A 22,162-nucleotide genomic window follows, 5' to 3' on the forward strand; every position below is an offset into this window, starting at 1 on the left:
TTTGCTTGCAACTATTTTCATCCGCTGCGCGTATCATTACTTATGTGCACTACAATCCAAGGAGGGATTTCAATGTCTATATTTAAAAGATTGCGTGACCTTACTTTATCAAATGTTTACTCACTTATTGAGAAAGCAGAGGATCCGATTAAGCTCACTGACCAATATATCCGCGATATGCAAGAGGATCTATCGGATGCAGAGAAAGCTGTAGCCGCACAAATTGCAATCGAGAAGAAATTTAAGCAGCTTTATGAAGAACAAGCACAGCTTGTAGAGAAGCGCGGAGAGCAAGCGCATCTTGCGGCACAATCCCAAAACATCGACCTCGCAAGGCGCGCCCTGGAAGAGAAGAAATCAGCCGAGCAGAAGGCTTCCGAGTACAAGGCGAATTTTGACCAGAATAAACTGCTTGCAGATAATCTTCGTGGCAAGCTTGATGAGATGCGCAAGCAGCTCACGGAGCTTAAGAATAAGCGTGAAACGCTTGTGGCTCGTTATAACGCAGCCAAAGCTCAGACTGAAATCAATAAAGCGATGTCGGGATTCGGAACCGATTCGGCGGCAGCCGGCATGAAGCGCATGGAAGAGAAAATGCTGCAAATGGAAGCGCAGGCCGAAGCGAGCAACGAGATCAACGCCAAGGGCAAGTCGCTAGATGATGAATTTGAGAAGCTTGGCAAAGACAAAGCGGTGGAAGATGAGCTGGCTGCTCTAATGAAGCAGTACGAGAAACAATAGTTCTTCCATTTATCTAACAATTAATGTATAGTATGACCGCTGGTGTTATAAATCGGATTACCGGTTTTAACGGAAGGCGGTCATTTTTTCTAAACTTGAAACTTTGGAGGAACTAACTTATGTCTTGGATTGATCTTATTCGAATTCCGGTTTGGACAGGTGCAGGAGCCATTTTATTAGTCATTATTATGTTTTTGGATTCGCGCTTCACGAAGTACAATGATTTGCAGGAGATTAAGAACGGAAATACCGCAGTGACTACCCGCTTCGTATTGAAGCTGTTCGCGCAAGCGTATATCTTGTCGCAGTCGATCAGCAAATCAAGCGAAATGTGGGAGGCTCTCGTCATCTCGCTCGTCTCATTTGTCCTCTTGCTTGTGCTGGAGTGGATTGTCGAGAAAGTCGTCATTGCCATCAGCGGCATGAAGCTGGAGCAAGGCATTCATGAGGGCAAGGTCGGATACGCTTTGTTCGCAGGCTCGCTCCATATCGCTGGTGCGTTGATCATCGGATCTATCTAACTTTTTAGAAGGAGCATATAAAATGAGCTTGTTCAAAAGAATCAAAAACCTGCTTACTCCGGCGGAGCCTCCAATCGCAGAGAAAAGCATCATGACGCTGTCGCCTGGCGATGCATGCGAGGTCTCCTTAGTTACCTATAACATAACGGGCAGAACGCATAACCGTGCCCGCAATGCCATTGTTCTCACGCTCCAAGATGGCATAGCCATTCGATATTTGACCATAGAGGAACGGGAAAGAACCGTATATGCGCTGTATGACTCGATTGATGGGCGACTTGATTCCATTGACGAGGTACCTACCATTTTGGAGCTGGATGACCGCACTTATCATATGGAGGAGCAATTCTCCGGATTCATCATAGCAAGCGGCAAGACGCCTTACATGCAGGGAGGCGAACAGCATGTCTGGCAATATCAATCTGACGATATGAAGCTTCTTCGTATTGAATGGCAAAACGGACGCTTCATGCTCTATGAAGGAGAAAGCGTTCTGCCTGCCGATGTACGCGTGCTACGCGGCGGATAGGAGGAATACGATGAACAAATGGTGGCATCAATCGATTAAGTACCTGCTTCTCTTGAGCTTTATCGTCCCTCTTCTCACGGCTTGCGCCGTTTCGGATACGGTCAAGGAGCAATATCCGTTAGAATCGGTCAATGGCTCAGGCAATCAAACCTCATATGTGTATCGTGCTGAGAATCGTTCCGTCCCTGATGTCGCTAATGATTTTATCGATCAGCGCAATCCGGAGCAGCAGAGCGAAGTAAGCACAGAGCGGATGTTTCTTGTCTATTCCGATGAAATTATCCATTTGCAGCAAGCTCCAGACGTGCCGGAAGATACGCTTATCGAAATCGATTCAACCGAATATGTACGTCAAAATTATAGCTCAGGCTTTCTCCAAGGTTACTTAATCGCCAGCGTGCTCGACGATATATTCGATAAGGGCAAGTACGGCAAGGGTAAGTACCGCGGCTACTCCTCAAAGGATAAATACAAGCCTAAAACGACGTACAGAATGCCTACAGTTGAGGATAAGAAGATCGCTCCTCCCGTAACCGTGAATCGTACAGGATCGGTGTTCAAACGCTCGAAGGATGCCAATGCATCGACATCGACTTCATCAACTGCACCTACTACGAATAACGGTTCACAAACGAGTACCACCGTTAATAAGAAGAAAAGCTCGATCACGACTAAGCCCCCATCCAAAGGAAAAATCGTGAAAGACACCAAACAAAAAAGCAGCTCAAGCAAAGTATATAAGAAGCCGCGAACCTCAAAGCCATCGGTGAAGACCGGCAAAAGCCGCATCACCCGGCGTCGCTGAGCCAAATAGCAAGAGCAGTATCCTCGTTGAGGATACTGCTCTTTTCTTTGTGAATGGCTGGATAGGCTTATCAATAGCTTTCTTCAAGAACGTTCCTTTAGTAAATGCTTGATTCTTTTCAGGTCCTTGTTATTGGCCCTCTTCATCATCAACGACATAAATGGAGAAAATAACATCGAGAACCCGGTTGGATTGCCTTTGTTTCGCAAAGTCATTCGGGTTGATTGCTCGTCCGCAGATTCCCAAGTGTATGTCGTTTCCATCGGAAATGGACCGTCGTCCGTACTCATTACAAGCTTTTTCCCCGGGATATATTCGGCAATTTGATACACATAGGAGAGTTGTTTTCCGAGAAAAGCCGCTTTAAATGCAACTTTAGAACCGACCACAAGCGGCTTTGGCGTTTGCCATTCTGCCGAATGAATATTGACATACCATTCAGGGGCATTATCGGGGTTAGCCGCATATTCCGAAACGGTATCACGAGGACATTTTATTACGATTTCGGTAAATACATCTACCATTATTGTCTGACACCTCCTTAGAAAAAATGAAAGACGCGCATAAGACTCGCGCGCCTTACATCTAAATTAAGCTAACTGCTTCGCTATAGGCTCCCAGTAATTGTTGTGCCATCCGGATGCCAAATGCTCGCCTTGACCTTCCGGAAAACCGGAGTGGTCAAATATTAGCACTGTTCCGCTGCCTTGCTCCTTGAGCTCGAATTTGATTACGGAGTAAACGCCTTCCTCCCAATTAGCAACACGCCATGCTTGTACAACGCGCTTATTAGCTACGAGCTCGATGTTGCGTCCCAAGATCATGCCTCCGAAGCAAGAGAACCTTCCGCCTTCTTCTGTGCTGATTTCAGTTGGAGCGCCGCCGGTAGCCTGACTGAATTGCTCGCTGCTAATAAGGATGCCGTAAACACGCTCAGGACTAGCCTTAAACGTAATTTCTTGATGAATCGTTGCGCTCATCGTTACGCACCCGCCTTTAACTGCTCATCCTTGTTCATGAGCCACTGCTCAAGCATCTCAACAGTCATGCCTTTAAGCATATCCGTGTGGTCTTGAATGGCGTGATGCCACATTGCTGCTTCTACTTTATACTTGTTTTCATCCGTAATTTCAAACCCGCAGCTGCATGATAATGTAGTCATTGATGGATAGCCTCCTATTCATTTACTATTTTTGCATTAATGCATGGCTTGTTCTGACCAAGGATCGACGCCTGGGTCCTCGCCTTGTGCTATCGATTGCAGACGAGGCATGTAATGCATCCAGCCTTGTTCATGTGAGGCAACTTCCGTTGCCGGCAGATCGTAGTGTGTCAAGACAAGAAGAGTACCGTTATCTTTAGGGATTAGTTTGAATTCAACGTTACTAGATCCGGGAGGCACCGCCTTCGATTTCTCCCAGCCCCATGTCATGACGATTTTCTCGTTCGGGATAATTTCCTTATATTCACCCATTGCAATGTCGCTACCGTTAACATCAATGCGGTATTTGCCGCCAATACTTGGTTCGAGCAATACGTGACGCCCCATCCAACGTACTAATTTCACAGGATCGGTAAAAAATGAGAACAGTGTCTCCGGGCTGCATTCGATAAATATCTCTTTCTTGATCGAGTTATTGCTGCTGATTGATGTCATATTTTCTCCTTTCCTCCTCTTCCGCGGCTGCTTTGAGCAGCATTAAGCTGTCATCCCAGAAGCTCTCGATATACTGCATCAATTCTGCGAACCCTTCCCTCCTAATGCTATAAAATCGTTTGGTGCCCGCTCGCCTCACAATGACGAGTCCTGCTTCTTCTAAAACTTTAAGATGCTGCGAAATAGCTGGTGCTGAAATGTCAAAATGAGATGCAATGGCGCTGGAGGTCAGCTCCTCATTACGCACGAGATGTAAAATATCTCTGCGCCTTGGTTCCGTTATGGCTTGAATGGCTTTATCGATCATGCTATTAATTTAGCATACACTTAATTAAGTGTAAACTTAAATAAATGGCGATATCTTTTTTTGGCTGACCTTGAGCTTTACTATCCTGATTACAATTGATTAGATCTCCCACATCGCTTTGTGATATTTTATACATGTATAGAAAAAAATAAAAAAAGGAGTAATAATATGTCGATAACACTTGGTACCAAAGAAAATCCATGGAAATTAAAGACTCCTCCACAAACCTCCGAATATGAAATGTACAAAGATGAGAAAGATGGCAAAGCTATTATCGTTTGCACGGTAGGCAAAACCGTTCTACATTACGACAATCGCTGCATCGATGACTTATACGCTATGCTCAAGGAACATGGAGACTGGATAGAACTAGGCAGTGCTGATGAACAGAAACCAGCAAAAGAAGGCACGGTTGAGGCCTGGGGACGCTCTCCTGAAAATCCGATTGGCGGTTGGTACGGCTTGAAGAAAGGATTTCGCGGCCGATTCGGCATGTATGTCCCACCGTTAATGGAGGCATTGGGGCTTGCGGAAGTCGAACACAATGCTAGGAACAATCGTATGAGAGCAATATAACTAAGATATCATAGATCGCTTTCTCAGTATTGGAATAGCAAAATGGCGGTACAGGACTAGCCCCTGCATCGCCATTTTTCATGATTTAAATCATTTATATTCTATCTATTTTGTAAATTCCTTTGTGCTTTGATCCTGCTGCTTATGTGGAAAGACTAGCTTCAGCATTGGCGGAGTTACAAGCGTCGTCACAATAACGACCATAACGACCGATGTAAAATATTGAGGCAGCAGCAGCCCTGACTCTAGGCCCGTCGCTGCGATAATGAGCGCCACCTCTCCCCTAGATATCATGCCAGCGCCTATCGCAAGCGACGAATGATTATTAAATCCAGTCAGCCTAGCGCCTAATCCTCCGCCGAGCAGCTTCGTAACGATAGCAACAAGCGATAACAGTATAATAAAGACGATCTGGCTGCCTACGCCGTCGAAGGTAATGTTTAAACCGATGCTGACGAAGAAGACCGGAACAAATAACGTATAGGCTATCGGCTCCACCTTCGATTCCACATCATGCTTAAACGACGTCTGCGAGATCGCGATACCGGCTGCAAAAGCACCAATAATGCCGGCAACGCCCATTTTCTCGGCAAAATAGGAAAAGGCAAAGCAGGCTATTAAAGCGGCGCTCATCGACGCTTCCGTAATTTTGAAACGAGCGAACAGCTTCATAAAATGCGGAATAACCCAAATACTGACCGCGATTATAATAATAAAGAACAATACCTTCTTCCCAATCAATAAAGGGATGGAAACATTATCGGTTGTTCCAAGCAAGCTCATCATAACGGCCAGCAGTACGACGACGACGACATCATCCACAACTGCGGCGCCAAGTATGGTCGTACCCTCTTTAGTTCCCAACTGATTCATCTCCTTCAGCGTTTGAACCGAAATGCTGACTGAAGTCGCACATAGCAATAAACCTAAGAACAGCGCCTCGGAATTCGAAAGACCGAGTGCTGCTGCTACCGCATACCCTCCTACAAACGGCAGAATGATACCGCCTACCGCAACAGCAAAGGAAGCTTTCCAATTTTGTCGGAGCTGCTCCACGTCTGTCTCCAAGCCTGCAATAAACATAAGCAGAAGAACGCCGATTTCTGCAAAATGACCGATGAAATCATCGGGCTGAACCCACCCTAGCAGTGCAGGCCCAATAATAATGCCAGCTAGGAGCTTGCCTAGTACTGCCGGCTGCCCTAACCGTACCGACAAATGTCCAGCGACCTTGGTGGATATGATAATAAGTGCTAAATAAAATACGAACTGCATGCACACACACTCCTTTCGCTACCCATGAATTATCATGCAACAAAAAAGAGCCCGTATACATACGGGCTCTTGCAAAAAAAGCAAAAGGAGCCCTTGGTGACAGGCTCCTCCGCTTTCGTACATATTCACTTATCGACCTATTCAGTCGTGTAAGGAAGCAATGCGATTTGACGTGAACGTTTAACTGCGATTGTAAGCAAGCGTTGGTATTTCGCGCTTGTTCCAGTCACACGACGTGGCAAGATTTTGCCGCGCTCGCTAATAAACTTTTTCAGTAAATCAACATCTTTATAGTCAATTTTAGAAATTTTGTTTACAGTGAAGAAACACACTTTACGGCGTTTGTTGCGTCCGCCTTTACGTCCGCTGAACTTACGTTCTGGACGCTCGTCGCCACCGTTATCTCTTTGCTTGAAAGCCATGATGGATATCCTCCTTATCGTTGAAAATATTACAATTACACAACGGCTTTATCTCGCAATAAAGGCTGTGCAACCGTTCCATTGATACGCGAAGTAGATGCTACTCCGTTATCAAAATGGCAAATCATCCTCTGATATATCAATCGGGCGTCCGTCATCCTGAAACGGATCACGGCTGTCGTTACGTGAGTTATTACCAGATGGACGGTTACCACCGCTTTGGGAAGCGTTGTTGCCGCCGCCGAAAGATCCGCCGCCGCCGCTGCTTGCACCGCCGCTGTAGCTGCTTCCGCCTTCTTCTCGCGAGCCTCCTCCGCCTTCTCGATTGGATTCCAAGAACCGAACGTTATCAGCGATAACTTCCGTCACGTAGACACGTTTGCCTTCGTTGTTCTCATAATTCCGCACTTGAATGCGACCTTCAACCGCTGTTAAGCGGCCTTTGCGCAAGTAGTTGGCGCAGGTCTCGGCCAGTTGACGCCACGTTACAACCGGAATAAAATCCGCTTCACGCTCACCTTGACCGCCGCTCGTAAACGGACGATCTACCGCTAGCGTAAATTGTGTAACAGCAACGCCTGCAGGCGTATATCGAAGCTCTGGGTCTCTCGTCAATCTACCAATTAAAATAACACGATTCAACATCGTTTCTGACCTCCCAATCGAACAATCCAGCGTGGATTAAGCGACGTCTCTGACGATCAACGAACGGATAACTTCATCCGTAATCTTCATGATGCGGTCAAGTTCATTCACAACTTCAGTCGTTGCGTTGAAATGTACCAGTACAAAGTAACCATCACGAAGCTTATTGATCTCATACGCAAGACGACGTTTTCCGCTCACATCTTGCTTTGTGACCTCTCCGCCGTTGGAGATAATGCCATGGAATTTGTCAACGATCGCTTGCAAGGCTTCTTGCTCAACGTCTGGACGAACGATGTACATTACTTCATATTTGCGCATATTGTTTCACCTCCTCTTGGACTAACGGCCCCATAAATGGAGCAAGGAACGAGCTTCTGCTCGCATCTCTATACTATATCAAATCTAATCGCCTATGACAAGCGCAAATAACAGAAGCATACGATTATGCATAGATATGCAAATGGAAATGGAACTTACAGCCGTTATCTGCTACTTATGCAAATCGACTTCGCAGCAAATACTATAGCAGCGGCTTGATAAAACCTTATCAGTTCCGCTCTAACAAAATGAGGAGGGTGATCATAATGGGTGAAGGTACAATTTTCTCGCCAGGGGATAAAGCTCCTAATGATGGCACATACATCGAAGATGGGGTGAACTCCTTTCATATGGGCATTCAAAATCCGAAGAAGGTACATCTAAGCAAAGGTGAACGCTTTCCAGACACAACGAATCATGAGCGTAAATGGAAACGAATGGGCCATTAGATTTTAACAGCGCTTCTTGAATATTAGAGCTTGGCTCGGGACATTCTATGATCGACATTCACACACGCGCATTCGAGCATCGTTACGCTAAACCGTTCAAGCGGATACGTATCATTGTGCTCAAAAGGGTTTAATGAAGCAACTGCTGATTTTCTCCGATTGCCGAATGAAGGCTCTAAGGTTTCACATGCTTGCAGTGAGAAATTGAGCGACACAACAACCACGGTCAAGAGGAGGGCTCGTGAGAGCCCTCCTCTTGAAGCTTCTATTGATGTCTTCTTATGGTGCTTAAACAATTAATGATTTTTATTCGTGCCAAGCTTTGCTTGGCCGATCAGCGGGATAACCATACTGTTTTCTGTATGCTTTTCTCTCCGCCGTAAAATCCCACCACTGCTTATCGCTTCCTGGATCGTTCGCATGATGCACAGCAAGCCGCATAACGTCTTCGACGCACGGGTCCATCCAAACGCCGTGTAGACGTTCCAGACGCTCCACAAGCTGCGCTCCTCTCTCTCCGCCGCTCTTAATCTGCTCCAGGGAATAAAAGCCTAACTCCACTAGATTATTCGCGAGGCTTGGGCCAATGGAAGGCACGGCTTGAAACTTTGCAAGCGCTAGCAAAAGGTTCGCCCTTATTTTAGGTACATTTAAGCTAACGCTAAGTTCATCTGCCGAGAAACCTGCTACATCGATGAGCTTGATTTTTGCTTGTCGCAACCGCTTCCGTTCATCATCCGTTAATGGCAGCTTTGGCGTACTCAATGAGCGTACCTCCTTATTTAGAGATGAATACATAAAAAAAACGATTCGTCGATCGAATCGTTTGGCTGTTGTTATATAATGGCGGAGAAGGTGGGATTCGAACCCACGCACGGTTTGACCCGCCTAGCTGATTTCGAGTCAGCCCCCTTGGGCCTCTTGGGTACCTCTCCGCATGTAAAAATTATTGTATCACACGCCATGTCCTCACGCAAGTACTTGTCCAAAATAATTCTAGTATTCGGTTTGTTTCCGACTATATGCCGGTTATGCCATCATCCGATATTTTTGAACGAAGCACCTTCTTCATGTTCTTCTCAAACTTTGCTCTTGGTATCAGGACACTATGCTTGCAGCCTACGCACTTAATGCGAATGTCCATCCCCATTCGAATGATCTCCATCTCATTAGAGCCGCATGGATGCTGTTTTTTCATTTGAACGACATCACCAAGCTCAAACTGCTTACGCTCCATCTTTTACGCCTCCCTTTTCATTGCGATGATATGTAACCATTCGTGGATATGGAATTTCAATTCCGCTGGCGTCCAGCGCCTTCTTAATTTCCATATTCAGCTTCCGAGCTACGATAGGATGCGTATTAGGACGGCATTCTGCGATTACGCGCAAGGTTACTCCTGTAGGAGCAATCGCTTGTATGCCCAGCACCTCTGGCGCATTGATAAGATTATCATCCTTCATCGTAACCATCGTATAGCGAATGACTTCAAGAGCGCGATCAACCTCTTCCTCATACGCAACCGAGATATCTACGACAGCAATCGTATTATTTATGGAGAAATTCGTAACCTCATTAATCATGCCATTGGGAACAATATGAACCTCTCCCGTCCAGCTCTGAATCCGCGTCGTTCGAAGTCCGATTACCTCTACCGTTCCTTTAAATTGCCCCGTTTGGATCACATCTCCAACTGCGAATTGATCCTCGAGCACAATAAAGAATCCTGTAATAATATCCTTCACCAAGCTTTGAGCACCAAAACCAATGGCAAGCCCCAGTACGCCTGCCCCCGCGAGCAATGGTCCCAAATTAATGCCGAACTCAGACAAGATTAGCATGACCGTTATGAAATAGACAACATAAGAAACGACATTTTTCAGGAGCTTGCATACGGTTGTCATGCGCCTTGTATGGTTTGGAGGCCGCTTGCTTTCGCGTTCAAGCACAACTCGATCGATGGTTTTATGTATGATCCATACCGCAAAACGTCCCACAATCAAAAAAAGTATTACGCGCAGCGCTGAACTGCCGAAAGCCTGCCATACATTATTGTCTGTCAACCATATAACAGCTTTGTCGTATCGTTCTGTGATTGACATCGTCATTCCTCCTCGACCGCACTATTCGCGCTTAAATCTCTAGTTGTTCATACCCAGATTGCAATGGTTTGAATATGCCTCTAATTTCTACATTTTCCTGCTCAATAACTTCCTTCACCAGAGACAAATCCTCTTCTGGAAAATGTATTGACAACGCGCAGCCTGCCGTTATTTCCTTTGGCGTTGGACAAATGTCGATTTCTATCTCAGCGTATTCGAGCAGCATCTCTGCACGCAGAGCCTGCTGAGTGGAATCAAATGCAATTAACACGAGCAAGACCCCCATTGGTTTGCAGCGGCAAACATCCTTCATCGGCTTAGCCTTAAATATCAAACTACCTGACGTATAAAATGGTTGTCCCATCCATATACTAGTATCATATCGGTATTATCGGAGGGATTCTATGAAGCTTCCATTTATTAAAGAGACGCCATTAAAGGTACCCTATACGACCCCTAACGTTATCGGCATGCTGGTCAATCGCCTTACGACCTTCCTTGATGATATGGCGGATAACCGCCCTATTGTTGTCGTATGCGTTGGAACGGATCGCTCCACTGGCGATTCCTTGGGACCTTTAATCGGAACGTCCTTGGCAAAGTACCGCAGCCCTCATTTTTCATTATTCGGCACCTTAGAGAATCCTGTCCATGCCATGAATCTGGATGATACACTTTTAGAAATCAATCGTCGTTTCCATAAACCGTTCGTTATCGGAATCGATGCTTGTCTTGGCCAAGTATCGAGTGTAGGCAGCATTCAACTTGGAATCGGTCCTGTTCGCCCAGGTGCTGGCGTCAATAAGGATCTCCCTCCGGTTGGCGATATCCATCTAACCGGCATCGTAAATGTAGGCGGTTTTATGGAATACTTTGTCCTGCAAAATACACGTCTCCATCTCGTTATGAAGATGTCCGAAATTATTGCAATCAGCTTATTTACAGCTATTGCAAACCATGCCCATCTCTCCACCAGCGTTCTTGAGCAAACGGCCGCGGCTGACAATATTTAAGTTTAACTATGCCGCATTATTTAGCTTCCAATATAGCTTTACGCTCTTCCGGTGTAAGCGGGTATGCGGATTCCCCTTTTTCAAGCGGCTTTGCATACACATACGTATTGTCCCGGCTGTGGATGCCCGTAAAAACAGCACCGTCCTTCTCTTCATTAACGATAGCGATTGAGAAGCTGAGATCACTACCCTGCTCGGAAAAAGCATTGTAACGAATGATGCCCACTTTACCTTTCTGATTGGGGAGTGACGTTTGCACAACAGCTAGCTGATCCTTCAATTGTTGGTTCGCTTGCTTCTGCTCAGCCAGCCCTTCCTTCAACTCAACGATGACATCTTCCATATTCGTTAAACCTGTATTCCCCATGACCGCTGTATATTGCTTCCTAAGCTTTTTCAGCCGCCCGCCAACAATTGCTATCCAAATAAATAAAATGATGACCAATAAAGCTAATACCACCGATACAGCATTCATCGGATTTGATGTCCAGTCTTCCATCGTTGTTGTTCCGCCCCCAATTCATTGCTAAGCCCCATACTGTTGTGCTATTTCCTTAATAGCATCCGTTAAAGCATCAATTTCCAAATCCGTTGTATAAATACCTACACTAGCACGTATCGCACCCGTTGCTGTCGTTCCTGCGCTAGCATGTGCGAGCGGTGTACAATGAAAGCCTGCTCGCACCGCAATTCGGTAATGCTGATCCAATATAAACGACAGCTCCGACGGATCGACATTTTGTAAATTAAAAGCTACAATTCCTGTTCGATTCTCGCCTAATTCCGGACCAAGCAGCTTGACTCCCTTCACCGGCAAAAGACCTTGAATAAGCCTTTGCGTCAGAGTCCATTCCTTAGTATGGATGTTCTGTACCGTCTCATTCAGTACATGCTGAACACCCGCTTTGAGCCCTGCCAAACCTGGCGTATTTTGCGTACCTGCCTCGTACCTGTCCGGCCTAACCTGAGGCTGCTCAAGCGCCTCAGATTGGCTCCCAGTTCCTCCATGCAGCAACGGCACCAATTCCAGCTCCGGATCGATGTACAGCCCTCCTGTGCCCTGTGGACCAAGCAACCCTTTATGCCCTGGGAACGCAAGCATATGAATGCCCATCGCCTTCACATCAACTGGAATAATCCCTGCACTTTGTGCAGCATCCACAAGCAGCTTAATGCCATGTTTTCTTGTGAGCTCCGCAATATCAGCAACCGGCATAATCGTTCCCAACAGGTTTGAGCTATGATTCACGACAACCAGCGTTGTATGAGGACGTATCGCTTTAGCAACGTCATCTATATTTAGGTTTCCACATTCATCGGATTCTACATAGGTTACTTCAATGCCAATTGTTTGCTCCAAAAAATATAGCGGCCTTCTGACCGAGTTATGCTCAACCGATGTGGCAATAACGTGATCACCTGGTTTAAGCCAGCCTTTAATCGCCATATTAAGCGCCATCGTCGTATTGGATGCAAATGCAATATCATTTGGGTTTTTTATGTTAAACAGCTTTGCTAGCTGCTTGCGCGTTTCAAACAATACACGGCTTGCTCGCACAGCCATTGCATGGCTGCCTCTTCCAGGATTAGCAGCATCATTCAACATGGCATTTACGACCGCATCCGTTACAGCAGCCGGTTTAGGCCAAGAGGTTGCCGCATGATCCAAATAAATAACCGTTTGTTCATTGTTTATCACGATTTTCACGCCTTTCCAAGCTAACTAGTCACAACAATGGCATACCTTAGTTTAATCTTTCAAAAGCAAGATTTCAACTTAGGTATGCCATGGTTTGGTATAGCTATGCCATATACTGAAGCAGCTCTAGCAATCTTTCTAAATCCTGTTTGCTATAATACTGAAGCTCTATTTTGCCTTTATCTTTTTGCTGTTTTATCTTCACCGTTGTCTTGAATCGTTCCCTAAGCGATTCCTCTAAATGGTCGATGTAAGGATCGCGTTTTTTCTGATTCGGCTTTGTTTTGTCCTCAGGCTGCTTCGTATCCAGCTTCTGAATCGCCTCTTCCAGCTCGCGCACGCTCCACTCTAAGGAAACGGCAAGGTCGGCTAATTCCTTCTGTACCTTATCATCCTTAATGCCAACCAAAGCTCTTGCATGTCCCATGGAAATTGTTCCACGTGAAACATTGTCCTTGATTTCTGTTGGCAGTGAAAGCAATCGAACAAAGTTTGCGATGTGAGAACGAGATTTTCCAACCTTCATGGACAGTTCCTCTTGTGTAAGCTTGAACTTGTCAATGAGTGCTTGGTAAGCAATGGCTACCTCAATAGCGTTCAAATCCTCACGCTGAAGGTTTTCGATTAAAGCAATCTCCATAACCTGTTGATCGGTAAAGGATCTTACTACAGCAGGAATCGTTGCATTTCCGCAAAACTGAGAAGCTCGGAAACGTCTTTCCCCTGCAATGATCTCATAGCCCTTCAACACGGTACGTACAATAATAGGTTGAATGATGCCATGCTGCTTAATCGATTCCGCTAATTCCTTAATGGAATCCTCGTCGAATGTTTTCCTTGGCTGATACGGATTGGGTCTTAATTGAGTTAATGAAATTTCAACTACTTTGTCATCGTCATTAACAGAAAGCGATGGGATAAGCGCATCCAGCCCTCTACCTAGCCGCTTGCTCATACATAATCACTTCCTTTGCGAGTTCAAGATAAACTTCCGCACCTTTAGATCGTGGATCATATGTGATAATAGCTTGACCATGCGATGGCGCCTCACTTAAACGGACATTGCGAGGGATAATCGTTTGATAAACCTTCTGTTGAAAATACTTTTTTACCTCTTCAATAACTTGAATACCAAGATTCGTTCTTGCGTCCAGCATCGTGAGAAGAACGCCTTCGATCTGAAGGGTTGTATTCAAATGCTTTTGAACGAGTCTCACTGTATTTAATAGCTGACTTAATCCTTCAAGCGCATAATATTCACACTGAATAGGAATAAGTACAGAATCAGCTGCGGTCAATGAGTTAATCGTCAATATACCGAGCGAGGGAGGGCAATCGATTAGAACATAATCGAATTCATCCTTAACCAAATGCAACGATTTTTTCAGACGCAGCTCACGAGATATCGTTGGAACTAGCTCGATCTCCGCTCCGGCCAATTGAATAGTCGCAGGTATGATTTTCAAGCCTGGAACGCTAGTTTCGAACATAGCATCATTTGGATGGACATCATTAATAAGTACATCATAAATACAATTTGTTACATCGCCCTTGTTGATACCTAGTCCACTCGTTGTATTTCCTTGTGGATCAATATCAACTAGCAGTACTTTTTTACCAAGCGATGCTAAACAGGCAGCTAAATTGACAGACGTTGTCGTTTTTCCGACACCGCCCTTCTGATTGGCTATTGCAATAATTTTCGACAAAACCGGCTCACCTCTATGTGTAAAACTTATATGTGCTGTTTTCATGTTGACTGAACGAAAATGAAACTTTAGCTAAAAATGGCATCGCCGCCCTCAGTGAGGGCGGCACTAAATAAGTATAATATGAATGATTTTAAAGCATTCTATAACTATCGTTTAGGGATCTGAATGACAATTTCATAATGGTCATCATGATCCTTTTCGTTTGTCTTTATTTGCAATCCGGATCCTGAAACCATTTCAATCGATTGTCTAATGGTATTAAGAGCTAAACGTACATCCTTCGTAAAGGATATGCGTTTCGCTTTTTTCAGTTTCGTCGATTCCTTTAAGAAGGCGATTCTGACTTCCGTTTGCTTTACATTAAGATCTTTTGTAGTGATTTCTTCTAATACTTTAAGCTGTAATTCCTCTGTATCTAGCGACAGCAATGCTCTCGCATGACGCTCGGTAATTTTACGTTCCATTAACGCCATCTTAATCGTATCATTTAGCATTAATAATCGCAATTTATTTGCAATTGTGGATTGACTCTTGCCGAGGCGTTGAGCCAAGCTCTCTTGCGTTAGCTGATGAAGCTCAATCAGCTTCTGATACGCGACCGCTTCTTCAATAGCTGAGAGATTTTCACGTTGAAGATTTTCTATTAATGCAATAGATGCCGTCTGTGAATCATTGAATTCACGAACAATGCCTGGAATCGTATCATACCCAAGCTTAGTAACGGCGCGCCACCGACGCTCCCCCGCAATAATTTCATATCTTCCATTACGCATACGAACAACGATAGGCTGAATAACGCCATGCGTTTTTATCGTCTGGCATAACTCTTCAATTCTGTCGTCATCAAAAATCGTACGCGGTTGAAAAGGACTCGCATCAATTTCCTGAATCGGTATTTGCCGAACTTCTTCTTGAGGTATGCGCTGCTCGGACAGGCCGAACAATCGAGAAAATTGTTCTTTCATATCGCTAATTACCACCCGATCATGAGATAAACCTTGTTTTTAATCACTTCAAATGAAACCATTTTCTCCACTTAGCGTCGAAAACAATGAGTTTCATATAAAATATCAGCATATTTCCATATCGTGCCCAGAATATACTATTATTCTATTAAAAAGCAATTACAAGGTTTTTGCAATAAATACGCTTCAGCAGTAAGATTGGTTCATTGCCAATTAGATTATTTTCGGTCGCTAGAACCTCTCTCAGGTAATAATCGTCAACTGCACGGCGAACATCCATAACAATATTCATTCGGTAATGATAGGAGAGGCATCATTTAAAATATAATCAGGTATAGCCTATAACCCTTATACGATGCTTATATTCACCCGCATTACGAAGTATGGCTGCACGATGGCAACCGCAATCGTACTCGCTAACCTAACGGATCGTCCTGTCTCTTCATCTACTTAATAATTCGACTACAGCTGAACGATCTCCTGCTTGACACTTCTTATGAACAAATAATTGTTGTATAAATATGGCGATAATTCTACTTACTCTTAATGTTTCACGTGGAACATATCACTACTACTAAATTAACGGTTGCTTAAGCGGTGTCCCTGCTTTTCTAGGGTATTTACGCGGAGTGCCTTCATGCTTCTCGATTAAAATAATATGACGCTCGGACTGCTCGTTTGGAAGAGACAACTGATGCTGAGATTTAATTTTGGCTTTTAGCTCTCTCAAACTAAAGGATGCTTCTCTGACCTCTTCATCAGTTTGAGAACCCTTCATCGCGGCGAACAAGCCGCCCTTCCTCACAAAAGGCAAACAAAATTCATTCAACACATTCAACCGTGCAACTGCTCTTGCTGTTACAACGTCATAGCTATCGCGATGCTCGGGCAGTTGTGCAATATCTTCAGCTCGACCATGCAAGCAAAGTACATCATCCAAACCAAGCTGCTCCTTTAGATGCGTGAGAAACTGAATTCTTTTGTTTAAAGAGTCAACGATCATCACCTGCAAGTGCGGGAAACAGATCTTTAAAGGAATACTCGGAAAACCCGCTCCAGATCCAATATCGGCAAGCTTGCGCACGCTGCTCATATTTGTATAGAAGGAAAGCGAAACCGAGTCGTAAAAATGCTTTTCGTAAACGGCATCTCTTTCCGTAATGCCAGTCAAATTCATCTTTTCGTTCCACTCGACAAGCAGCCGGTAATAAAGCTCAAACTGATTGAGTTGAACGGGAGAAAGCGGAATTCCACTCTCCTCCATTCGTGTCGTAAACCATTTCAATGTTTCATCCATATTATGAACCTCTCGCTGCCGTTACACGGTTATAATGCTCCAAGTAAACGAGTAGAATTGAAATATCCGCTGGTGTTACGCCGGCAATGCGAGATGCTTGCCCAATCGAAAGCGGCCGAATAAGACTAAGCTTCTGCTTCGCCTCCGAAGCCAAACTGCGAACATCACCATAATCGATATCATCTGGTATCCGCTTTTTCTCCATTTTGTTGAGACGCTCAACCTGTACAAGCTGCTTCTCAATATAACCAGCATATTTAATTTGAATTTCGACCTGCTCTTTCATTTCCTCCGACATTTCCGGAACGGAAGGAACGACAGTCTCAAGCATCGCATACGTAACTTCCGGACGACGAAGCAGCGATAAGGCATCCGTTCCATGCTCCATCGGCGCTGTACCAGCAGCTGTCAGCATATCATTGACTTGGTCCGGCTTTACCTTTGTTCCACGCAAACGTTCAATGTCGATTTCAACTAACTCTTTTTTACGCAAAAATTTATTGTAACGCTCTTCCGAAATAAGACCGATCTCATAGCCAGTTGGCGTCAAGCGCAGATCCGCATTGTCGTGACGGAGCAGCAATCGATATTCCGCTCTTGAAGTAAGCAAGCGGTAAGGATCATTTGTACCTTTCGTAACGAGATCATCGATCATGACCCCGATATAACCTTCAGAACGGCCAATGATAATCGGTTCTTTGCCTTGCACTTTACGTGCTGCATTAATGCCGGCCATAACGCCTTGTCCTGCTGCTTCTTCATATCCAGAGGTTCCGTTAATTTGTCCAGCTGTAAATAAGCTATCGATCACCTTTGTCTCCAAGGATGGCCATAGCTGAGTAGGCACCACGGCATCATATTCAATCGCATAGCCGTTACGCATCATTTCAACTTTTTCCAAACCTGGTATTGATCGTAAAATGCCGAGCTGTACATCCTCTGGCATACTTGTAGATAGACCCTGCACATAATACTCGGAAGTATTTTTACCTTCAGGCTCCAGGAAAATTTGATGTTTAGGCTTATCCGCGAAACGTACAATTTTGTCCTCAATAGAAGGGCAGTAGCGTGGACCTGTTCCCTCGATAGCGCCCGAGAACATTGGAGCACGATGCAAGTTGTCATTAATAATTTTGTGCGTCGCTTCTGATGTATACGTCAACCAGCAAGGAAGCTGTTCATTCGTTGATGACTCAGTTTCATGGGAGAAAAACTTAGGCTGGTCATCACCTGGTTGAATTTCGGTTTTGGAGAAATCAATCGAATCCTTATGCACGCGCGGAGGCGTACCCGTTTTAAAACGAACGAGCTCCAATCCGTTTTCTTTCAAGCTAGCGGATAATCGAATTGAAGGTTGTTGATTGTTCGGACCGCTCTCGTACATCAGCTCGCCCATAATAATTTTACCGCGCAAATACGTACCTGTTGTAACCACCGTTGTACGTGCGCGATATTCCGCACCTGTTTTGGTTACGATTCCTAAGCATTTTCCGTCTTCAACAATAAGCTCCTCCGCCATCCCTTGACGAAGCGTCAAATGCGGGGTTTCCTCGATTGTCTTTTTCATGACATGCTGATAATCAAATTTGTCGGCTTGTGCACGAAGTGCATGCACAGCCGGTCCTTTACCTGTATTGAGCATTCTCATTTGAATAAAGGTTTTATCGATATTGCGTCCCATCTCGCCGCCCAGCGCATCAACCTCACGCACAACATGCCCTTTTGCAGGACCGCCGATCGATGGATTACAAGGCATAAAAGCAACCATGTCTAAATTTATCGTAAGCAGAAGCGTCTCGCAGCCCATACGAGCCGCAGCAAGCGCAGCCTCACAGCCAGCATGCCCCGCTCCGATGACGATAACGTCATATTCACCAGCTAAATACCTCATTGTCTTTTTACCCTCCTAAAGGTTTTCGAAGAAAACCTACTTCGTAAGCATTATCTTAGGTTTTCGGAGAAAACCTACTTCGTAAGCATTATCTTAGGTTTTCGGAGAAAACCTACTTCGTAAGCATTATCTTAGGTTTTCAAAGAAAACCACATCGTAAGCTTGCAACAACAACTTAAGCTTTAATATTTGAAGAAAACCTACATGATCAACTAGCTAGGCTTTAACTGCTATTATAAATTGAAACTCAGTTAACGCTTCAATATACACCTTACTCTATAAGCATAATTCAATTTTACCGAAATAGCCTACTTCTAGCCTGTTTCCATCTATTTACCTAAGCAAAACTGCGAAAATATTTGGTCAATCAATGAGTCGCCGGCTTCATCGCCAAGTATTTCGCCAAGCGATTCCCACGCCGAACGCGCATCGATCTGTATAAGATCTATGGGAATGCCGGCATCCGAAGCTTCAATTGCATCAACCAACGATTGTTTTGCCCGCTTCAATAAAGCAATATGTCGAACGTTGCTGACATATGTCAGATCACCAGATTCAAGCTGACCTTCAAAAAACATCTCGCTAATCGTATTCTCTAAACGATCGAGCCCGTCTTCCTCAAGAACCGACATTTTTACGATGGAATCGGCAGAAATCGACTCCTCCACCATCTCAATTTCTAATTGACGCGGCAAGTCAGTCTTATTTATGATCGCAATGACGGGTCGATCCTTCATTTGCCGCAAAAGTTCAATATCCTCTAATTGCAGCGGCTCATTATAATTAAGCACGAACAAGATGAGATCCGCTTCTTCCAGCGCGTTGCGCGAACGCTCTACTCCTATTCGCTCAACCACGTCCGTCGTTTCACGAATGCCCGCAGTGTCCAGCAGCCTAAGTGGAATTCCGTTCAACGCTACAAACTGTTCAATGACATCGCGTGTCGTACCAGGGATATCGGTAACGATCGCCTTATTTTCTTGAGTCAACACATTCATAAGCGAGGACTTGCCGACATTTGGCCGTCCTACGATAGCCGTCACAATGCCTTCTCTTAATATTTTGCCTTCATTCGCCGTTTTTAACAGACGATCTATTTCATCAATAGCAGAATCGCATTGGTCACGAATGAACGAGCTCGTCATTTCCTCTACGTCATGCTCAGGATAATCAATGTTCACTTCTATATGAGCAAGCAGCTCAATAACCGTCTGCCTTAAAGCTTTGATCCGCTTGGATAGAACACCTTCCGCCTGCTTCCTTGCAACCGAAAAAGCACGATCTGACTTGGATCGAATCAAATCAATAACAGCTTCTGCCTGCATCAGGTCGATCCGACCATTCAGGAAAGCACGCTTCGTAAACTCACCAGGCTCCGCTGTCCGGTAACCCTCGAGCTGTAATACAACATCAAGCACCTTCTTAACGGCAATGACGCCGCCATGCGCATTAATCTCAACGACATCCTCAGCCGTAAAGGAGCGAGGACCACGCATAAGCGTCACGAGAACCTCTTCCACCTCTTCGCCTGTCGCTGGGTCAATGATATGACCATAATGCAGCGTATGCGTTTGTGCATCCTTCAAGCTTATTTTCGAACGAAATACGGTTGTGATTCCGGCAATTGCCTCCGGTCCGCTTACTCTAATAATGGCGATGCCGCCTTCTCCGACTGCTGTCGATATGGCTGCTATCGTATCGTGTACCATTGCTGTCAGCACCTCTCAAATGGAAAAACAGCAATGACCATTATGAGCCATTGCTGTGGATAGCGTATAGTTTCTTATAAAGTTGTTTAATGATTACTGCCTAAGTGCTATGACAACTCGCCGATTCGGCTCGTCGCCTTTACTGAACGTCTTCACCTTAGGGTGATTCTGCAGCTGCGAATGAATAACTTTGCGCTCATGGGGCGACATTGGCTCCAGGACAACTTCCTTCCTCGTGCGAATGACTCGTCCCGCCAAACGGTCGGATAAATCCGCTAACGTCTTGCGGCGGCGCTCCCGAAAATCCTCTGCATCAAGCACGATACGCAAATGACTGTCTGAGTAACGATTAGCCACAATATTAACCAAGTACTGTAATGCATCCAACGTTTGTCCGCGACGTCCAATCAGCATACCAAGGTCTCCGCTGCCCGATACGGCAAGCTGGGTACCTTCTCTTGTTTGCTTTCGATCGATGTTTACTTGCAGCCCCATTGTACCAGCTACTTCACGGAGAAATTGCTCCGCTTCCAGCATAGGATCGGGAATTAGCTCAAGCTCAACTTTCGCTTCCTTTGCGCCGAACAGTCCAAAAAAACCTTTAGTGGGCTGTTCCAACACAACTTGTTTAACGCGGTCTTCAGTTACTTGCAATTGTGACAAACCGTTACGTACAGCATCTTCTACCGTTTTTCCTGATGCAACGATTTTCTTCATTTCGCAGGGGCCTCCTTACCCTTGTCAGATGAACGAACGTACAGGAAGTAGTTCTGAACAATGGTGTAAATGTTGCTGTAAACCCAATAAAGAGGAAGAGCTGCTGGGAATGAAAGTGCCATTACAAATATAAGCACAGGGAAAATCGTCAGCATCATGCCCATACCCGGCATCGTTTGTGTTTGCTGCTTCTGCATCATCTTCGACTGAATGAAAGTCGTTGCTGCTGCAAGTAACGGTAGAATGTAATAGGGATCCTTCTCCCCGAGCTCCAACCATAAGAAGGTATGCTCGCGAATATCAGGATTTTTGTAGATGGAATTGTACAATGCGATAAAAATCGGCATTTGAACAATCAGCGGCAAGCAGCCCGCCATCGGATTAACCTTATGCGTCTGGAACAGCTTCATTGTCTCTTCTTGCTGCTTCTGCGGGTTATCCTTGTGCTTCTTCTTAATTTCTGCCATTTGCGGCTGCAGCGCCTGCATCGCTTTCGAGCTGCGGTACTGTTTTAGCGTTAATGGTAAAATCAACGTTCTTACAATAATCGTCAGGAGCAATATAGCAAGTCCGTAGGAGTCGCCAAACCAGCCTGCGAACGTATCAAGCGTCAAGGCAAAATAGTAGACGACATGTTTATCCCAGAAGTTCCCCTTCAATAAATCAGCGGTTTCCGTCGTCTGGTTTGTTGGAGCGCCGCATCCTGCCAGCACACCCATAAGTAGAACCAGTCCCGCTACTAAAATCCACTTTTTGTTTTTTGTCCAAAACAACAACTTTAAAACTCCTCTCTAAGAGCCATTACATCA

30 protein-coding genes and 1 tRNA gene are annotated in these 22,162 nt (G+C 45.1%); 7 read left to right on the forward strand and 24 right to left on the reverse strand.

From position 1 onward, the window contains the following. The first annotated feature begins 72 nt into the window (after positions 1 to 72). The 4 genes from AC1TPC_RS07590 to AC1TPC_RS07605 all read left to right on the forward strand — a co-directional run bounded on the left by AC1TPC_RS07590 (position 73) and on the right by AC1TPC_RS07605 (position 2,596). Positions 73 to 741: a PspA/IM30 family protein gene (locus tag AC1TPC_RS07590; protein ID WP_482066253.1), complete on the forward strand. Its 669-nt coding sequence runs from the start codon at positions 73 to 75 to the stop codon at positions 739 to 741. Positions 742 to 860: 119 nt separating this feature from the next. Continuing rightward, positions 861 to 1,262: a DUF350 domain-containing protein gene (locus AC1TPC_RS07595; protein ID WP_482066254.1), complete on the forward strand. Its 402-nt coding sequence runs from the start codon at positions 861 to 863 to the stop codon at positions 1,260 to 1,262. A gap of 22 nt (positions 1,263 to 1,284) precedes the next feature. Next, positions 1,285 to 1,791 (forward strand): DUF4178 domain-containing protein, encoded by a 507-nt coding sequence (locus AC1TPC_RS07600; protein ID WP_482066255.1) that lies wholly within the window; start codon positions 1,285 to 1,287, stop codon positions 1,789 to 1,791. Between the two features lie 10 nt (positions 1,792 to 1,801). Then, the gene (locus tag AC1TPC_RS07605; RefSeq protein ID WP_482066256.1) at positions 1,802 to 2,596 is read left to right on the forward strand and encodes a DUF4247 domain-containing protein; all 795 of its coding nucleotides are present in this window, start codon (positions 1,802 to 1,804) and stop codon (positions 2,594 to 2,596) included. An 83-nt stretch (positions 2,597 to 2,679) separates the two neighbouring features. On the opposite strand, the gene AC1TPC_RS07610 is transcribed toward AC1TPC_RS07605, so the two are convergent. From AC1TPC_RS07610 to AC1TPC_RS07630, 5 genes are all read right to left on the reverse strand, one after another. Further along, positions 2,680 to 3,120, reverse strand: a complete 441-nt coding sequence (locus AC1TPC_RS07610; RefSeq protein WP_482066257.1) for an SRPBCC family protein — start codon at positions 3,118 to 3,120, stop codon at positions 2,680 to 2,682. A gap of 66 nt (positions 3,121 to 3,186) precedes the next feature. Beyond that, positions 3,187 to 3,576, reverse strand: coding sequence for an SRPBCC domain-containing protein (locus AC1TPC_RS07615; RefSeq protein WP_482066258.1), 390 nt, complete (start codon positions 3,574 to 3,576; stop codon positions 3,187 to 3,189). A gap of 2 nt (positions 3,577 to 3,578) precedes the next feature. Next, positions 3,579 to 3,758 (reverse strand): hypothetical protein, encoded by a 180-nt coding sequence (locus AC1TPC_RS07620; RefSeq protein ID WP_482066259.1) that lies wholly within the window; start codon positions 3,756 to 3,758, stop codon positions 3,579 to 3,581. A 36-nt stretch (positions 3,759 to 3,794) separates the two neighbouring features. Next, the gene (locus tag AC1TPC_RS07625) at positions 3,795 to 4,253 is read right to left on the reverse strand and encodes an SRPBCC family protein (RefSeq protein ID WP_482066260.1); all 459 of its coding nucleotides are present in this window, start codon (positions 4,251 to 4,253) and stop codon (positions 3,795 to 3,797) included. Continuing rightward, positions 4,231 to 4,560, reverse strand: coding sequence for an ArsR/SmtB family transcription factor (locus AC1TPC_RS07630; protein ID WP_482066261.1), 330 nt, complete (start codon positions 4,558 to 4,560; stop codon positions 4,231 to 4,233). The genes AC1TPC_RS07625 and AC1TPC_RS07630 overlap by 23 nt, the downstream gene beginning before the upstream one ends. A 168-nt stretch (positions 4,561 to 4,728) precedes the next feature. Here AC1TPC_RS07630 and AC1TPC_RS07635 point away from each other — a divergent pair, with 168 nt between their 5' ends. Then, positions 4,729 to 5,136 (forward strand): DUF6855 family protein, encoded by a 408-nt coding sequence (locus tag AC1TPC_RS07635; RefSeq protein WP_482066262.1) that lies wholly within the window; start codon positions 4,729 to 4,731, stop codon positions 5,134 to 5,136. Between the two features lie 105 nt (positions 5,137 to 5,241). Here the strand turns inward: AC1TPC_RS07635 and AC1TPC_RS07640 are convergent, their stop codons facing one another. The 4 genes from AC1TPC_RS07640 to rpsF form a co-directional block, all read right to left on the reverse strand. Beyond that, positions 5,242 to 6,411 (reverse strand): cation:proton antiporter, encoded by a 1,170-nt coding sequence (locus AC1TPC_RS07640; protein ID WP_482066263.1) that lies wholly within the window; start codon positions 6,409 to 6,411, stop codon positions 5,242 to 5,244. Between the two features lie 137 nt (positions 6,412 to 6,548). Next, the gene (rpsR, locus tag AC1TPC_RS07645; RefSeq protein WP_056637907.1) at positions 6,549 to 6,833 is read right to left on the reverse strand and encodes a 30S ribosomal protein S18; all 285 of its coding nucleotides are present in this window, start codon (positions 6,831 to 6,833) and stop codon (positions 6,549 to 6,551) included. 111 nt (positions 6,834 to 6,944) lie between these two features. Then, entirely contained in the window at positions 6,945 to 7,478 is a 534-nt protein-coding gene (gene ssb, locus AC1TPC_RS07650; RefSeq protein WP_482066264.1) for a single-stranded DNA-binding protein, read from the reverse strand. Positions 7,479 to 7,514: 36 nt separating this feature from the next. Then, positions 7,515 to 7,799, reverse strand: coding sequence for a 30S ribosomal protein S6 (gene rpsF / locus AC1TPC_RS07655; RefSeq protein WP_053373427.1), 285 nt, complete (start codon positions 7,797 to 7,799; stop codon positions 7,515 to 7,517). A 266-nt stretch (positions 7,800 to 8,065) separates the two neighbouring features. Between rpsF and AC1TPC_RS07660 the strand changes: the two genes are divergently transcribed. After that, the gene (locus AC1TPC_RS07660) at positions 8,066 to 8,248 is read left to right on the forward strand and encodes a YjzC family protein (protein ID WP_482066265.1); all 183 of its coding nucleotides are present in this window, start codon (positions 8,066 to 8,068) and stop codon (positions 8,246 to 8,248) included. 306 nt (positions 8,249 to 8,554) lie between these two features. Here AC1TPC_RS07660 and AC1TPC_RS07665 read toward each other — a convergent pair whose 3' ends face one another. The 5 genes from AC1TPC_RS07665 to AC1TPC_RS07685 form a co-directional block, all read right to left on the reverse strand. Continuing rightward, positions 8,555 to 9,013: a helix-hairpin-helix domain-containing protein gene (locus AC1TPC_RS07665; protein ID WP_482066266.1), complete on the reverse strand. Its 459-nt coding sequence runs from the start codon at positions 9,011 to 9,013 to the stop codon at positions 8,555 to 8,557. 79 nt (positions 9,014 to 9,092) lie between these two features. Beyond that, a tRNA-Ser gene (locus tag AC1TPC_RS07670) sits at positions 9,093 to 9,183 on the reverse strand. A gap of 83 nt (positions 9,184 to 9,266) precedes the next feature. Next, the gene (locus AC1TPC_RS07675; protein WP_482066267.1) at positions 9,267 to 9,485 is read right to left on the reverse strand and encodes a DUF951 domain-containing protein; all 219 of its coding nucleotides are present in this window, start codon (positions 9,483 to 9,485) and stop codon (positions 9,267 to 9,269) included. Further along, entirely contained in the window at positions 9,475 to 10,350 is an 876-nt protein-coding gene (locus AC1TPC_RS07680) for a mechanosensitive ion channel family protein (protein ID WP_482066268.1), read from the reverse strand. Before AC1TPC_RS07680 ends, AC1TPC_RS07675 begins: the two co-directional genes overlap by 11 nt. Positions 10,351 to 10,381: 31 nt before the next feature. After that, positions 10,382 to 10,636 carry a putative Se/S carrier protein gene (locus tag AC1TPC_RS07685; RefSeq protein ID WP_482066301.1) on the reverse strand — a complete coding sequence of 85 codons (255 nt, stop codon included), beginning with the start codon at positions 10,634 to 10,636 and terminating at the stop codon, positions 10,382 to 10,384. Between the two features lie 118 nt (positions 10,637 to 10,754). Here AC1TPC_RS07685 and yyaC point away from each other — a divergent pair, with 118 nt between their 5' ends. Then, complete coding sequence (yyaC, locus tag AC1TPC_RS07690; RefSeq protein WP_482066269.1) at positions 10,755 to 11,363, forward strand: spore protease YyaC; 609 nt, start codon at positions 10,755 to 10,757, stop codon at positions 11,361 to 11,363. Positions 11,364 to 11,379: 16 nt separating this feature from the next. Here yyaC and AC1TPC_RS07695 read toward each other — a convergent pair whose 3' ends face one another. The 10 genes from AC1TPC_RS07695 to AC1TPC_RS07740 form a co-directional block, all read right to left on the reverse strand. Next, positions 11,380 to 11,862: a DUF4446 family protein gene (locus AC1TPC_RS07695; protein WP_482066270.1), complete on the reverse strand. Its 483-nt coding sequence runs from the start codon at positions 11,860 to 11,862 to the stop codon at positions 11,380 to 11,382. A 27-nt stretch (positions 11,863 to 11,889) separates the two neighbouring features. Continuing rightward, entirely contained in the window at positions 11,890 to 13,059 is a 1,170-nt protein-coding gene (locus tag AC1TPC_RS07700) for an aminotransferase class V-fold PLP-dependent enzyme (protein ID WP_482066302.1), read from the reverse strand. 106 nt (positions 13,060 to 13,165) lie between these two features. Beyond that, positions 13,166 to 14,017 (reverse strand): ParB/RepB/Spo0J family partition protein, encoded by an 852-nt coding sequence (locus AC1TPC_RS07705; protein WP_482066271.1) that lies wholly within the window; start codon positions 14,015 to 14,017, stop codon positions 13,166 to 13,168. Further along, the gene (locus AC1TPC_RS07710; RefSeq protein WP_482066272.1) at positions 13,998 to 14,771 is read right to left on the reverse strand and encodes a ParA family protein; all 774 of its coding nucleotides are present in this window, start codon (positions 14,769 to 14,771) and stop codon (positions 13,998 to 14,000) included. Before AC1TPC_RS07710 ends, AC1TPC_RS07705 begins: the two co-directional genes overlap by 20 nt. A gap of 149 nt (positions 14,772 to 14,920) precedes the next feature. Further along, positions 14,921 to 15,739 (reverse strand): nucleoid occlusion protein, encoded by an 819-nt coding sequence (gene noc, locus AC1TPC_RS07715; protein ID WP_482066273.1) that lies wholly within the window; start codon positions 15,737 to 15,739, stop codon positions 14,921 to 14,923. Between the two features lie 574 nt (positions 15,740 to 16,313). Continuing rightward, on the reverse strand, positions 16,314 to 17,036 hold the full coding sequence (rsmG, locus tag AC1TPC_RS07720) for a 16S rRNA (guanine(527)-N(7))-methyltransferase RsmG (protein ID WP_482066274.1): 723 nt from the start codon (positions 17,034 to 17,036) through the stop codon (positions 16,314 to 16,316). Position 17,037: 1 nt separating this feature from the next. Continuing rightward, positions 17,038 to 18,927 carry a tRNA uridine-5-carboxymethylaminomethyl(34) synthesis enzyme MnmG gene (mnmG, locus tag AC1TPC_RS07725; RefSeq protein WP_482066275.1) on the reverse strand — a complete coding sequence of 630 codons (1,890 nt, stop codon included), beginning with the start codon at positions 18,925 to 18,927 and terminating at the stop codon, positions 17,038 to 17,040. Positions 18,928 to 19,256: 329 nt separating this feature from the next. Next, positions 19,257 to 20,636 (reverse strand): tRNA uridine-5-carboxymethylaminomethyl(34) synthesis GTPase MnmE, encoded by a 1,380-nt coding sequence (mnmE, locus tag AC1TPC_RS07730; protein ID WP_482066276.1) that lies wholly within the window; start codon positions 20,634 to 20,636, stop codon positions 19,257 to 19,259. Positions 20,637 to 20,729: 93 nt separating this feature from the next. Continuing rightward, positions 20,730 to 21,353 carry an RNA-binding cell elongation regulator Jag/EloR gene (jag, locus tag AC1TPC_RS07735; protein WP_482066277.1) on the reverse strand — a complete coding sequence of 208 codons (624 nt, stop codon included), beginning with the start codon at positions 21,351 to 21,353 and terminating at the stop codon, positions 20,730 to 20,732. Continuing rightward, the gene (locus AC1TPC_RS07740; protein WP_482066303.1) at positions 21,350 to 22,072 is read right to left on the reverse strand and encodes a YidC/Oxa1 family membrane protein insertase; all 723 of its coding nucleotides are present in this window, start codon (positions 22,070 to 22,072) and stop codon (positions 21,350 to 21,352) included. The genes jag and AC1TPC_RS07740 overlap by 4 nt, the downstream gene beginning before the upstream one ends. Between the last annotated feature and the right edge of the window lie 90 nt (positions 22,073 to 22,162).

The organism is Paenibacillus sp. Y280, assembly GCF_056786335.1.